The sequence below is a fragment of the Laspinema sp. D2d genome (genome assembly GCF_025370755.1).
Taxonomy (GTDB): domain Bacteria; phylum Cyanobacteriota; class Cyanobacteriia; order Cyanobacteriales; family Laspinemataceae; genus Laspinema.
In genome coordinates this window covers 67,485-83,833 of record NZ_JAMXFC010000024.1, presented here as the reverse complement: position 1 = coordinate 83,833, position 16,349 = coordinate 67,485, and the positions used below count along the sequence as shown (strand labels likewise).

General features: G+C 41.6%; 3 protein-coding genes. All 3 read left to right on the top strand.

The window, feature by feature from the left end:
- The first annotated feature begins 27 nt into the window (after positions 1–27).
- The 3 genes from NG796_RS16620 (at position 28) to NG796_RS16610 (ending at position 16,333) form a co-directional block, all read left to right on the top strand.
- A complete protein-coding gene (locus NG796_RS16620) occupies positions 28–7,185 on the top strand; it encodes a PAS domain S-box protein (RefSeq protein ID WP_261207960.1) in 7,158 nt (2,385 codons plus the stop codon).
- A 198-nt stretch (positions 7,186–7,383) separates the two neighbouring features.
- Positions 7,384–15,267 (top strand): PAS domain-containing protein, encoded by a 7,884-nt coding sequence (locus NG796_RS16615; RefSeq protein WP_261207959.1) that lies wholly within the window; start codon positions 7,384–7,386, stop codon positions 15,265–15,267.
- Positions 15,260–16,333: an adenylate/guanylate cyclase domain-containing protein gene (locus NG796_RS16610; RefSeq protein ID WP_261207958.1), complete on the top strand. Its 1,074-nt coding sequence runs from the start codon at positions 15,260–15,262 to the stop codon at positions 16,331–16,333. Before NG796_RS16615 ends, NG796_RS16610 begins: the two co-directional genes overlap by 8 nt.
- The last annotated feature ends 16 nt before the right edge of the window (positions 16,334–16,349 follow it).

Below are 16,349 nucleotides of genomic sequence, written 5' to 3'. Positions count from 1 at the left end.
TAAAGAAAACTAGGAGGACAGAAAAAGATGATTGAACTAACGGGTTATCAGATTGGGGAGGAAATTTACCGCAATAGCAAGCGGGTTGTGTATCGAGGGATTCGAGAAGCGGATGGCTTGCCGGTGATTTTAAAAGCCCTAGGGACGGAGTATCCAAGTTCCACGGATATCGCTCAACTTTATCACGAATATGAGATCACCCAAGACTTAAAATTAGCAGGAGTTATTGAGCCATTAAACTTAGAAATTACTAGCAATTTGCCTATTTTAATTTTACCGGATACAGGTGGCATTTCCCTAAAAACGTTTTTAAACCAACAGCGGTTAGACGTTGAAAGTTTTTTGTACCTAGGGATTCAACTGGCCCAGACCCTAGGAGAAATTCATCAGCGCTACATTATTCATAAAGATATTAAACCCAGCAATATTATTATTAATTCTCAGAGTTTAGAGGTGAAGTTAATTGATTTTGCGATCGCCTCTGAGTTATCGAGAGAAACCGCAGCAGCAGTTCATCCCAATAGCCTGGAAGGAACCCTTGCTTATATGTCCCCCGAACAAACTGGGCGAATGAATCGGGCGATCGACTATCGCACCGATTTTTACTCATTAGGGGTAACTTTTTATGAAATGCTCACGGGGGAATTACCTTGTCAAGCCGAGGATGCAGTTGAGCTAGTTCACTGTCATATTGCCCGGATGCCAATTCCTCCCGCTGAACTGCTTCCAGAGATTCCTGTTGCGGTTTCTAACCTGGTTATGAAATTATTAGAAAAAACCCCTGAAAACCGCTATCAAAGTGGATTTGGTTTAAAGTATGATTTGGAATATTGCCTAAAACAATGGCAAGATCAGGGACGAATTGATGAGTTTAAGTTAGCACAAAAAGACTTTTCGGGTAAACTAGAAATCCCCCAAAAACTGTACGGACGAGACCTAGAAAGGGTGCAACTTTTATCAGCATTTGAACGAGTTTGTGAAGGAGCAACGGAACTCGTTCTGATCTCGGGGTATTCTGGGGTTGGTAAATCGGCTTTAGTGCAGGAGACTCAAAAACCTTTGGTTAAACATCGAGGCTATTTTATTAGCGGTAAGTTTGACCAATTTAAGTTAAACATTCCCTATGCTGCGGTGATTCAAGCTTTTACCTCTCTAGTCCGGCAACTGCTGAGTGAACCAGAAGCTGAGATTAAAGCCTGGAAAGCCAAAATATTAGAGGCGATCGGAGAAAATGGGCTGGTTATTATCGAGGTAATTCCTGAAGTAGAACTGATTATTGGTCCTCAACCGGCGTTGGTATCTCTACCTCCGACGGAATCTCAAAATCGCTTTAATTTGGTTTTTCAAAATTTCATCAACGTTTTTACTCAAAAAGAACATCCTCTGATTCTTTTCATTGATGACTTACAGTGGGCCGATTTAGCATCTCTGGAATTAATTAAGTGCGTCATGACTGACCGTCAAAATCATCACTTATTGATGATTGTTTCTTATCGTGATAATGAAGTCACCGCGACTCACCCGGTGGGTTTGACATTACAGGAGATTAAAAATACGGCGGTTCCGATGACCGAAATCAATCTCACCCCCTTGAATGTTCATCATGTGAATGATTTCCTAGCAGAAACCTTAAATTGTACGACAGCCAAATCTTTTGGTCTAGCCAAGCTAATTTTTAAGAAAACTCAGGGAAATCCTTTCTTTTTAACACAAATTTTAAAATCTTTAGAACAAGGGCAGTTGTTAAAATTTAATTGGGGCAAAGGGAGTTGGGACTGGAAAATCAGCCGGATTGAAAAAATTGGAATAACCGATAATGTAGTAGAGTTAATGGTTAGCAAAATTCAAAATTTGCAGCCTAGGACGCAAATCGCCTTAAAATTAGCGGCTTGTATTGGCAATTGCTTTGATATTGAAATGCTATCTATTGTCAATGAGCGATCGCCTGAAATAACCGCTAAAGACTTGCGAGAAGCCGTTCAACAAGCGTTGATTATCCCCTTAACCAAAACTCATAAACTTACCCCAGGGGGAGAACCGGGGAATGGCGGAAAAATCTGTTACCAGTTTTTACACGATCGCGTGCAACAAGCGGCTTACTCGTTGATTCCAGAAAACCGCAAAAAAGAAACACACTGGCAAATTGCTTATCTCCTTTTATCTAAGACTCCGGCTGAAAACATCCCAGAAAATATTTTTGAAATTGTCAATCATTTAAACTATAGTTATGAATTAATCACCAGTCCGGAGCAAAAAATTAAGTTAGTCCAATTAAATTTGAGTGCGGGGCAGAAAGCCCTATCAGCCAATGCTTATGAATTAGCTGATACCTATTTTCAGGTCGGTTTAAAACTTTTAGGAGAAAAAAGCTGGGAGACTGATTATCCAACCACGCTAAGGCTACATATCCAGGCGGCTTATGCAGCTTACATCAATACGGATTTTGATCGAATGGAGGATTTGGTAAAAATTGGCCTAATCCAAGCCAAATCTACCCTACATCAAGCTAATTTTTATGAAATCAGAATTAAAGCTTATAGCTCTTGTAGTCAACAACTGAAAGCCTTAGAGAATACCCAAAAAGCGCTTCAATTGTTAGATATCCATTTACCTGAACAGCCAACCTTCATCGATATTCAAGTGGGGCTGAATGAAATAGCAAACCAATTAATGGGAAAAGATGTCCAAGATTTAATCCATTTACCTGAAATGTCCGAGGCTCATCAAAAAGCCGGGATGCGGATTCTCAATAGTGCGATCGCGCCAGCCTATCAAGTTGCACCGCTGCTGCTGCCCTTAATTGTATTGCAGGAAATTAAGTTATCCCTAACTTATGGTAATACCGATGAATCAGCTTATGCTTACGCTTGTTATGGCCTGATTTTATGTGGCATTGTGGGAGATATTGAAACCGGCCATCAATTCGGTCAATTAGCATTAAAAATTTTAGAAAAGTTTAACAATAAAGAGCTAAAATGCCGCACCTTAATGGTCGTCAATAATAACATAAATATCTGGAAAGAACCCCTGCTGCAAATCATTAGCCCTTTGCTACAGGCTTATGAGAGTGGATTGGAAAATGGAGATTTAGAATATGCGGGCCTTTCTGCTTATAATTACTGTATCAATTCTTATTTCACTGGAAAAGAGCTTTATAAGTTGGAAGGAGAAATTGTCGCTTATAATTCTTTGCTTAAAAAATTTAAACAAACCACTACCCTGAGTTATTCTCAAATGTATGGACAAGTGGTCTTAAATTTAATGAATAAATCAGATAACCCGCTGAAAATTATCGGCGCAGTTTATAATGAGGAGACAATGCTGCCCCTCCATGAACAATCTAGCGATCACTATGCCCTGTGTTGTTTGTATTTGCATAAACTCATCCTCAGTTATTTATTTCGGCAACCAAAACAGGCGGTGCTCAATGCTCGTATTGCCGAAACTTACTTAGATGTATTAACAGCAGTTTATCCCCTTCCTCTGTTTTATTTTTATGATTCTCTGTCCGCTTTGGCGGTGTATTTCCAAGCGTCAGAATCTGAACAAAAGGAGATTTTGGTTAAAGTAGAAACCAACCAAGATAAAATGAAAAATTGGGCCAGCTTTGCGCCCGCGAATTTTCAACAGAAGTATGAATTAGTTGAAGCTGAAAAAGCGCGGGTGAAAGGAGAAGTGTTAGAGGCGATGAATGGGTATGATTTGGCGATCGCCACAGCGCAAAAAAATAACTATATCCAAGAAGAAGCGATCGCCTGGGAATTAGCAGCAGAATTTTATGAACAGATTGGACGAGACCCCATTGCCGGATTTTACCGAAAAAAAGCCCATTCCTGCTATTATCGTTGGGGTGCATTAGCTAAAGTTCAGGATTTAGAACATCGATTTTCTTACTTAAATTCTAAAACACTAGAACTAAGCACGACTGAGTTTCAGACTCATAATTCGACCGAATCAAAAAGTAGCAGTTACGATCTATTTTTAGACTTAAATACCGTCATCAAAGCATCTCAAGCCCTCATTGGAGAGGTACATCTTGACATATTACTGAAAAAATTGATGCGTCTTGCTCTCGAAAATGCCGGAGCACAACAGGGGTATTTACTCTTAAACCAAAATGGGAGTTTTGTGATAGAAGCGGCGGGGACAATTGACCAAGCTGAGGTTTCAGTTCGACAGGAGATCGCAGTTGAATCTTCCTCATTTTTGCCCCTATCTTTAATTAATTATGTCAGTCGCACTCAAGAGGATGTTGTTCTCAACGATGCCAGTGAAAATGACCAATTTATCAGTGACCCCTACATTTTAGCAACGCAGCCAAAGTCAGTTTTATGTACGCCTATTTTGGGTCAAGGTAAACTCATTGGGATTCTCTACCTAGAAAATAACCTCATTGTCGGTGCCTTTAGTCCGTCGCGAGTTGAATTGCTCAAACTCCTTTCCTCTCAAGCGGCGATCGCTTTAGAAAATGCCCAACTTTATGAAGAACAAAAAGAGTATTCCCGGAAGTTAGAGCAAACGGTACAAGAGCGTACCCAACAATTACAACAAAGCAATACCCGATATTATAATCTCGCTGGCAATATTCCGGGGATGATTTATCAATTTAAAAGGCATCCTGATGGGACATTCAGTTGTCCTTACATCAGTCCTGGTTGCTACAAAATTTATGGCATTGAAGCCGAAGCTGCGATGGAAGACACCTCTTTATTGTCTGAGAAAATTCATTTAGGCGATCGCGAGCAACATACTGAATCTATCACCCGTTCAGCCACTACCTTAGAACCGTGGCATTCCATCTGGAGAATTATCGTAGCGGGTCAAATTAAATGGGTTCAAGGAGATGCCAACCCAGAAAAGCAACCGGATGGGAGTATTCTCTGGGATGGATTAGTAGTTGATATCAGCGATCGCAAACAGGCAGAAGAGGAATTGCGGCAGAGTGAAGAACGCTGGCAATTAGCCTTACAAGGCAACAATGATGGCATTTGGGACTGGAATTTAAAAACCAATGAAGCGTTCTTTTCAAGTCGCTGGAAAGAAATCCTCGGTTATGAAGATCATGAACTTCTCAACCACTCAAATACCTGGGTCAGTCGCATACATCCCCATGATGGAAGTTGGGTCATGCAGGCCATTAAAGAACATTTTTATGGTCAAACATCCTATTTCGCCACGGAACATCGCCTGCGGTGCAAAAATGATACCTACAAGTGGGTTTTAGCGCGGGGTCAGGCACTCTGGGATGTAGCCGGACACCCAATCCGAATGGTTGGATCAATTACAGATATCACCGATCGCAAATTAGCCGAAGAAGCATTAGCGGAAAGTGAACGGAAGTATCGCGACTTAGTGGAAACCTCTCAGGAAATGATATTTTCTATGAATAGTCAAGGTTATTTTACTTTTGTGAATCAAGCCGTTAAAGAGATTTATGGGTATGAACCCGAGGACATGATCGGTCATCATTTTTCCGAATTTAAGCCTTCTGAATATAAGAATAATAACCCAGATCAAGCAGCGTTTGATGAAATTGTAGCGGGACATTCTCTTTCTCAATATGAAACCATAGACATTGCAAAAGATGGCCGACCCATTTATCTGTTGATCAATGCCATTAGTCGGCAAGATGCTCAGGGAAACCTATTAGGATTAACCGGCACAGCCAGCGATATTACGCAGCGGAAACAAGCGGAATTAGCTCTGCAACAAGCTAAAGAATCGGCGGATGCTGCCAGCAAAGCCAAGGGGGAATTCCTCTCTAAAATGAGCCACGAATTGCGAACCCCACTCAATGCGATTCTCGGCTTTACGCAAATTCTCAACCGGGACAACAGCCTTAAACCTCAACAGCAAGACTATTTAGGTATTATCTCTCGGGCGGGAGAACACCTGCTTACCTTGATTAATGATGTGTTGGAAATGTCTAAAATCGAAGCCGGTCGAATTTCTCTAAATGAAACCAGCTTTGACCTATATCGGCTGTTAACCTCTCTCGAAGAAATGTTTAAACTTAAAGCTGAATCCCAAGGCTTACAGCTCATGTTTGAACGGAATTTTGATGTTCCTCAGTTTATCAAAACTGACGAAAGTAAATTACGGCAAGTTTTCATTAATTTGTTGGGGAATGCCATCAAGTTTACCGAACAAGGTGGAGTAATCGTTCGGGTAACAACTAAATCCCCATCTTTCCCATTAAATGGACAGCTTTCTTCTAATTCCAACAGTCACGGGGAAGAAAATCAGACTTATTTAGTCTGTGAAATCGAAGATACCGGGCCGGGGATTAGTCCCGAAGAAATGGATAATTTATTTGACCCCTTTTTCCAAACAGAAACAGGAAGAAATTCTCAATCAGGAACGGGATTAGGTCTGCCTATTAGCCGTCAGTTTGTGCAATTAATGGGAGGAGAAATTACGGTGAACTCTACGGTGAAAAAAGGCACTATTTTTAAATTTAACCTCAAAATTAGTTCGGCAGAGGGCATGAGTGAAATCACTCAACAATCCAGCCAACGAGTCATCGGTTTAGCCGCGAATCAACCGACTTATCGGATTCTGGTGGTTGAGGATAAATGGGAAAGCCGTCTATTATTAGTCAATCTACTTTCACCTGTAGGTTTTGAAGTCCGGGAAGCCACGAATGGAGCAGAAGCGGTGAGGATATCCCAGAGTTGGCAACCCCATCTAATTTGGATGGATATGCAAATGCCGGTGATGGATGGCTACGAAGCTACGAAGCAAATTAAACAGGCAAATATCGGACAAATTCCGGTGATTATTGGGTTAACAGCTAGTGCATTTGAAGAGAATCGAATTAAAGTTTTAGAGGCAGGATGTGATGATTTTGCGAGTAAGCCGTTTCGCGAACCCGTCATTTTTGAAAAAATGGCTGAACATTTGGGGGTGCATTATGTCTATGAAGAAGTTCGCTCTTCCAATGGAAATAATGCCCAACCGTCGGTTCAGTCAGAAGCAGCCGTTATCGCCGAATGTTTACAGCGAATGTCGCCAGAGTGGACAACTCAACTCCATCAAGCAGCGAGAGAATTGGATGATGAGGCGATCGCCAGTTTAACTGCCCAAATTCCTGACTGCAATCAGGCGTTAGCTAACCAGATTACTAATTTTGTAACTCATCTGCGGTTTGACAAAATTATCGAGTTAATTCAAAATAATGAATAATCCAGGTTTTTATAAGTTATAGTAAAATTTTTGTATAACTTTTAGAAAAAGCTCAGGAGTAGATGAGAAATTAAAAGCGTTCTAAATTATCCAGGATAAACAACTTAAATTAATGGATAAATTCCCTGAATTAACCCGGTTATTTGTCGGTAGTTACCCTTAATTAATTAAAAAAAATAGGACAGGAGGTGAAAAAATATGATTGAACTGAGCGGCTATCAGATTAGACAAGAAATTTACCGAAACAGTAGGCGGGTGGTGTATCGAGGTATTCGAGAAGCGGATGGGTTCCCGGTTATTTTAAAAGCCCTAGGCACTGACTATCCAAACCCAACAGATATTGCTCAACTCCATCATGAATATGAGATTACCAAGACTTTAACCTCTGGGGGAATCATTCTGCCGTTAAGTCTGGAGATCAGCAATCACCTGCCGGTGTTAATTTTACCCGACTCAGGCGGGATTTCTTTAAAAACATTCCTCCAGCAACGCCAGTTAGAGGTCAAAGATTTTTTAACAGTAGCTATTCAACTGGCCCAAACCTTAGGTGAAATTCATCAACATCAAATTATTCATAAAGATATTAAACCTAGCAATATTATTATCAATCCAGAAAATTTAGAGGTAAAATTAATTGACTTTGCGATCGCCTCCAAATTGTCGAGAGAAACTTCTACGGCAGTCCATCCGAATCATCTGGAAGGCACCCTGGCTTATATGTCTCCCGAACAAACTGGGCGGATGAATCGGGCGATCGATTATCGTACCGATTTTTATTCATTAGGGGTGACTTTTTATGAAATGCTCACGGGAGAATTACCCTATCAAGTCCAGGAGGCGATCGCATTAATTCATTGCCATATTGCCCGCGTGCCCGTTCCACCCAGAGACCTCATTTCTGAGATTCCGGTAGCGGTTTCTAACCTGGTGATAAAATTATTGTCAAAGACTGCTGAAGAGCGTTATCAAAGTGGGTTTGGCTTAAAGTATGATTTGGAATATTGTTTGAATCAATGGGAACACCAGGGGAAGATTAACGAATTTAAATTAGGCCAAAAAGATTATTCGGGAGAATTACAAATTTCCCAAAAACTCTATGGACGAGAAACCGAACAAGCCCAATTATTGGCCGCTTTTGAGCGAATCTGTGAAGGTGCGGCTGAACTGGTAACCGTTGCCGGTTATTCCGGAATAGGTAAATCGGCCTTAGTCCAAGAAACTCAAAAACAATGGGTGCGACATCACGGCTATTTTATTAGTGGCAAGTTTGACCTATTTAAGCAAAATATTCCCTATGATTCATTGATTCAAGCCTTTGATTCATTAATTCGGCAACTCCTGAAAGAATCCGCTGCTCAAATTCACCAATGGCAAAAAAAGCTGCTGGAGGCTTTGGGGAGTAACGGACAAATTATAATCGATGTAATTCCCGCATTAGAATTAATTATCGGCAAACAGCCTCCCGTGCCGGACTTGGGATTTACCGAATCTAAAAACCGATTTAACCGCTTATTTCACCAGTTTATTACCGTTTTTACTCAAGGTGAAAAACCCCTCGTTTTATTTTTAGATGACTTACAGTGGGCTGATTGGGCTTCCCTCAAGTTAATTGAAGGGTTAATGAGCGATTCAGATCGTCAAAATTTATTGTTGATTGCAGCCTACCGAAATAACGAAGTTTCTCCTTTACATCCAACCATTCAGACCTTAGAAAGACTGGCAGAAACAGGGGTGAGAGTGACTCATCTAAATTTACAGCCGTTACAACTGGCTGAAATTGAAAAAATGATTGCCGATACGTTACAAGAAGCAGTAAATTCTAAAAGTTTAGCCGAAATTATATTTAAGCAGGCAGGAGGCAATCCATTTTTTGCAACCCAAATTTTGACAACTTTTTATCGAGAATCCGCGTTATTTTATGATTGGTCGTCCCAAAGTTGGCAGTGGGATATAAAACAAATTCAGGGCATGGGTCTCTGTGATTGCAGTGTAGGGGAATTAATCATAAAAAGAATCCAAAGGCTGCCTGAAGATACCCAAAATCTTCTCAGTCTTGCGGCTTGTATGGGTAACACTTTTACTGTAGAGATTCTCGGAATTCTTAATCAAAAATCTGCTTTAGTCACCGCCGCTCAATTGGAGTCAGCATTGCAAGCGGGTTTAATTTTACCGGGTTCAGCCCTGGACCCAATTCCCATGATTCAGGAAGAAGGAGAAAATGTACCGATCGCCTACCAATTTCTGCACGATCGCGTCCAACAAGCTGCCTATTCTTTAATTCCTGAAGAATCCCGAAAAGAAACCCATCTTAAAATCGGTCAACTCTTACTAGAGGCAACTGCGGAAGAAGAGATGGAAGCCGTTGTTTTTGAACGGGTTAATCATTTGAATATAGCTATAGAGCAAATCACCGATCGCCATTGCCTCAATCGGATTGCTCAACTTAACCTGATCGCCACCAAAAAAGCCAAAGCGGCGATCGCTTACGAAGCGGCCCTCAACTATGTCACGATTGGCCTAAAAATCTTAACCGCAAATAGTTGGGAAACAGACTATGTGCTGACATTTTCTTTGTATCTTGAAGCCATCGAAATAGAATATTTAAACGCTAACTTTGACTCAGCATTGACCCTCCTTGATTTGGCGTTTCAACATTCTATGTCACCCCGCGATCGGGTCAAACTTGGCGAACTGCAAATGCAAGTTTATAGCGCGCAACTAAAAATTCTCCCAGCGATCAACCAGGGACTCCAAATTTTAAAAGAATTGAGGATAGAACTCCTCCCTATCGACTCCATAGAGAATCTAGTAATTCCCCTTCCCTCTCTGAGTGAACTAGAATATATCCCCACCCTCACAGACCCCGACAAACTCTCAGCATTACGGATTTTAACCACCCTGTGCGCCCCCGTATTTTTTGCTAAACCCGAGATGTTTCCTCAAATAATTTTAACGATGATTCAGTTTTGTATTCGAGAAGGAAACTCGGGATTAGCCGCTTTTGCTTATGGATTTTATGGCTTGTTCTTATCCGGTTTAGGAGAGATTGAAGCGGGATATCAGTCGGGAAAAATCGCTTTAAAACTACTAGAAAAATTTAATAATAAAGAATTAGCAGCTAAAGTTTATAATCTGTTCAATGCTCATAACCGACCCTGGAAAGAACATGGAAAAAATAGTTTACCTCAATTTATAGAAGGGGTACAAACTGGCTTGGAAACCGGGGATATAGAATGGGCTTGTTATTGTGCGGGGAACTATTGTGCATTTGCGGTTTTGACTGAAAATAGGTTAGAGGTTGTCGTAGAACAACAAGAAAAATATATTAATCTAGCCCAAAACAGCAAAATAGAAACCGCCATATATTATGGAAGTGTGTGGAGGCAGCTTGGGTTAAATTTATTAGGAGAAGCCTCAAACCCCACTGATTTAATAGGGGCCAGCTTTGATGAAAAGCAGATGCTGCCCAAGCTGATTGCTTCTAAAAGTGGAACGGTTTTGTTTATGGTCTATTTATGTAAAACTATTTTACTGTACCACTTTAAAGACTATCCTGAAGCCGTAAGATTTGCGGGTTTAGCGAAAGAACAAAGCCGATCAGCATTAGGGTATCTCCACGTTGCTATTCTCAATTTTTACGAATCTTTAAGCCTTTTGGCCGTTTATCCAAACCTATCTGCAAGCAATCGCCCCAGCTATTTAGAACAGGTGGATTTGAATCAAATTCAATTGCAAAATTGGGCAGTTCATGCTCCCATAAACTTTCAACATAAGTATGAGTTAGTAGCGGCAGAACGAGCCAAAGTGCTGGGTGAACGGATGCAAGCAATGGACCTGTATGACGGGGCCATAGCGGGAGCAAAAGAGGCTGGATATCTGCAAGAAGAAGCGCTTGCCGATGAACTGGCAGCCCAATTTTATAGTAATTGGGGGAAACCCAAAATCGCTGAAACCTACTTGAATGAAGCGTATTATTGCTATACCCGCTGGGGAGCAAAAGGGAAAACTAATCAGTTAGAACAACTCTATCCCGACTTCACCTCAAAAATTAAACAAACCTATTTTCTGCAATCTTATAACACGGATTATCATCAATCAACCAGTAGCTCTCCTACAGTTTCTTTAGATTTCAATACGGTCATTCAAGCTGCCCAAGCGCTCATTGGTGAAGTATCTTTAGATAAGTTATTAGCTAAGTTAATGCGCCTTGCTATAGAAAATGCGGGTGCACAAACGGGATATTTGCTCCTGAACCAAAAAGGCAATTTTGTGATACAAGCTTCGGGGCAAGTTGAAGCAACTGAAGTCTCTATCCGCCAAGCGATCGCCGTGGAAACTAGCTTAATTCTGCCCCTTTCAATCATTAACTATGTCAGCCGTACCCAAGAAGATATCGTCCTCAACCATGCGAGTCAAGAGGAAGAATTTGCTAGTGACCCTTATATTTTAACAAATCAGCCGAAGTCGGTTTTATGTAGCCCCATTTTAGGTCAGGGAAAACTCCTCGGTATTCTTTATCTGGAAAATAACCTTATTGTCGCTGCCTTTAATCCAGCGCGAGTGGAACTGCTGAAATTGCTCTGTTCTCAAGCCGCGATCGCCTTAGAAAATGCTCAACTGTATGAAGCTCAAAAAGAGTATGCACGCCAGCTTGAACAAACCGTGCAACAGCGGACTCAGCAATTGGAACAAAGTCACACTCGCTATTATAATCTTGCCGCCAACATTCCCGGGATGATTTATCAATTTATATTACATCCTGATGGGAGATTTACTGCGCCTTATGTCAGTCCGGGTTGCCGCAAAATTTATGGGTTTGAAGCTGAAGCTGCGATGGAAGAAGCTACTTTATTTTTTGAACCCATTCATCCAGATGATCGCGAGAGACAGGCAGACTCGATCGCCCGTTCAGCCACCACTTTAGAACCGTGGCATTCCATCTGGAGAATTATCATATCGGGTCAAATTAAATGGCTGCAAGGGGACGCCAACCCAGAACAACAAGCGGATGGAAGTATTCTATGGGATGGGTTAATTGTTGATATCACTGCGCGCAAACAGGCAGAGGAAGAATTACGAAAAAGTGAAGAACGCTGGCAGTTAGCCTTAAAAGGTAACAATGATGGCATTTGGGACTGGAATCTAGCAACCAATGAAGTATTTTTCTCCCCACGATGGAAGCAAATTCTGGGATATGAGGACCCTGAACTTCCCAATGATTTTAATGAATGGTTGCAACGAGTTCATCCCGAGGATTACAGCCGCGTCTTCCAATTATTCCAAGATCATCTCCAGGGAAAAATTGCCTTTTATAGCACTGAATATCGCTTACAGTGTAAAGATGGAGCTTACAAATGGATCTTAGATCGGGGACAGGCCCTCTGGGATGAAGCGGGTAACCCGGTTAGAATGGCCGGTTCAAATACCGATATTAGCGATCGCAAATTAGCCGAAGAAGCACTCCGCCAAAGCGAAGAACAATTCCGTACCCTAGTTTCTAATATTCCCGGTGCTGTTTATCACTGCTTATGTGATCAGGATTGGACCATGCAGTATGTTAGCGATTTTGTGGAAGTAATTACGGGCTACTCTAGCGAATCATTTATCAACAATAAATCCCAAAGCTTTGGAAATATTATTCATCCTGAAGACCGAGAAAAATGCGAAACAGCTATACTAGAAGCAACTACAAGTAACCAGCCTTTTATTGTAGAGTATCGAATTATTCATGTCGATGGGAGTACCCGCTGGATGTATGAAAAAGGCCAAGCTATCCGAGGGGAAACAGAAGAAATAACGTATCTGAGCGGGGTCATTTTTGATGTCACCGATCGCAAGCTGGCTGAAGAATACCTCGCTAAAAGTGAACAAAAATATCGCCATTTAGTTGAAACCTCTCAGGATATCATTTTTTCCACTGACCAAGCTGGTTATTTTACCTTTGTTAACCAAGCCGTCAAACAGATTCATGGCTATGAACCGGAAGAAATGATTGGTCGTCCCTTCACCGATTTTCAGTCTCCTGAACAAGCTGCCAAAGATATCGAAGTGTTTCAAGAGGTTTTGAAAACCGGATCCTTATATCAATATGAAACTATTCATCTTAGTAAAGCTGGAAATCCGATTAATTTTCTATTTAATATAATTATCATCCGAGATTTAGAAGGAAACATGATCGGAACGACGGGGACTGCCAGCGATATCACTAAACGCAAGCAAGCGGAAGAAGCCCTGCTTCAAAGTGAAGCAAAACTGCAAAAAATCACCGCCAATGTACCAGGTATGGTCTATCAATTTCATCTGCAAGGGGATGGCCGCATGAATTTTTCATTTGTCAGTGAAGGGTGCAAAGCCATCTATAATAAGAACCCCCAAGAGATTATTGATGATGTTTATTTAATTATTAATACCATTCATCCTGACGATTTACAGCGGTTTTATGACACCGTGGCCGAATCGGGTAAAACCTTACAACCTTGGAACTGGGAAGGAAAGTTTATCAACCCATTGGGAGAAGTTAACTGGTTACAAGGAAATTCCACACCTGAAAAACAAGAAAATGGAGAAATTATTTGGTATGGGATTATTTTTGAAATTACTGAGCGTAAACGAGTTGAATTAGCCTTGCAAGAAGCGAAGAAAGCGGCGGATGCTGCGAGTCAAGCGAAAGGGGAATTTCTTTCAAAAATGAGCCATGAATTGCGAACGCCCCTGAATGCCATTCTCGGGTTTACCCAAATTCTGAACCGGGATAATACCCTCAAACCTCAGCAGCAAGAGTATCTCGGTATTATCTCTCGGGCGGGAGAACATTTACTGAGTTTGATTAATGATGTCTTAGAAATGTCTAAAATTGAAGCCGGTCGAATTTCTCTGAATGAAACCAGCTTCGATCTGTATCGCTTATTAAACTCCCTCGAAGAAATGTTTCGGCTTAAAGCGGAATCTAAAGGCTTACAACTCATTTTTGAACGGACTTCCAATCTGCCGCCGTTTATCAAAACTGATGAAAGCAAATTGCGGCAAGTTTTTATTAATCTCCTGGGAAATGCAATCAAATTTACAGAAAAAGGGGGAATCGCCGTTCGGGTTACCCTCGAAACCCAGGCTTTGTTAACGGAAGGAGTGGCGGGAGAATTAGTCCCCTATTTGGTCTGTGAAATTGAAGATACGGGACCGGGAATTAGTGAAGAAGAACTAGATAGCTTATTTGACCCCTTTGTGCAAACGGAAACGGGCCGAAAATCGCAATCAGGGACAGGCTTGGGTCTTCCCATTAGCCGTCAATTCGTGCAATTAATGGGAGGTGAAATTACTGTCCATTCTACCCGAGGAAACGGCACAATTTTTAAATTTGACATCCAAATTAATCCGGTAGAGGCAATGACTGAGGGGACTGAAGTACCTCGTCAGCGCGTGATTGGGTTAGCGCCGAATCAACCTACCTATCGAATTCTGGTGGTTGAGGATAAATGGGAAAGCCGCCTATTATTAAAGAATCTATTGTCACCCCTGGGATTTGAAGTGCGCGAAGCGGTGAATGGACAAGATGGAGTGACGATGTGGCGGAGTTGGCAACCCGATTTGATTTGGATGGATATGCAAATGCCGGTGATGGACGGTTATGAAGCGACGCGGCAAATTAAACGGATGACTAATGGACCAATTCCGGTTATTATTGGATTAACGGCCAGTGCATTTGACGAAAATCGGGCAATGGTTTTGGAGGCAGGATGCGATGATTTTGCGAGTAAGCCGTTTCGCGAAGACGTGATTTTTCAAAAAATGGCGGAACATTTAGGGGTGCGTTATCTTTATGAAGAAATTCTGCCTGCGGATGTGAGCAGTCACTCTCCCTCGGTTCCAGGCGAATGCTTAACAGTCAGCGAATGTTTGCAGGGAATGTCGCCGGAGTGGAAAACCCAACTCTATCAGGCGGCTAGTGAATTGGATGATGAGGCGATCGCCAGCTTAATTACCCAAATTCCCGATTCCCATACCGCGTTAGCAACTCCCCTCACCAATTTGGTGACTCAACTGCGATTTGATAAAATTATTGAGTTAATCCAGACTAATGACTAGCCAACCTATTCATGAACCCAACTGTAAAATTTTAGTCGTTGATGATACCCTGGACAATGTGAATCTGCTCTCTAAAATGTTGACCGATTCGGGCTATAAGGTTCGTAAAGCTTTGAATGGTCAAATGGCATTAATGGGGGTTCAGGCATCGCCTCCGGACCTAATTTTGCTAGATATTAATATGCCTGATATCAGTGGCTATGAGGTTTGTGAAAAATTAAAAGCTGAAGAAAAAACTCGGGATATTCCGGTAATTTTTTTAAGTGCCCTTGATGATGTGTTGGATAAAGTCAATGCCTTTAGAGTGGGGGCAGTAGATTATATCACCAAACCGTTTCAATTTGAAGAAGTTTTGGCCCGAGTTGAGAATCATTTAAAAATTTGTCGATTGCAACAAGAATTAGAAGAACAAAATGCCTTGTTGCGGTTAGAACGGGAGAAATCGGAGCGATTATTACTGAATATTTTACCCAAGGCGATCGCGGCGCAGTTAAAAGAAAGCTCTACTGCCATCGCTGAACAATTTGATGAAGCTAGTATTTTATTTGCGGATATAGTGGGATTTACGCCGCTGTCAGCTCAAATGTCAGCATCAGAATTAGTCTCGTTACTCAATCAAATTTTTTCTGAATTTGATAAACTCGCCACTCAACATGGATTAGAAAAAATTAAAACCATCGGGGATTCCTATATGGTAGTCGGTGGCGTTCCCATCCCCCAATATAATCATGCTGAAGCGATCGCCGAGATGGCATTGGATATGCAGCAGGCGATCGGGCAATTTCAAACCCAAACCGGCGATCCGTTTCAAATTCGCTGCGGGATTGCCACAGGTCCTGTCGTCGCCGGGGTGATTGGCACTACAAAATTTATTTACGATCTCTGGGGAGATACGGTGAATATTGCATCGCGCATGGAATCTCAAGGATTGCCGGGTCAAATTCAAGTCACCGCCGAAACGTACCAGCGATTAAAAAGCCACTATGTATTGACAGAACGGGGAACGGTTTCAATTCGAGGCAAAGGAGAAATGGTTACCTATTGGCTGACAGGAAAAGGGTCATAAAATCGGGTCAATGTTG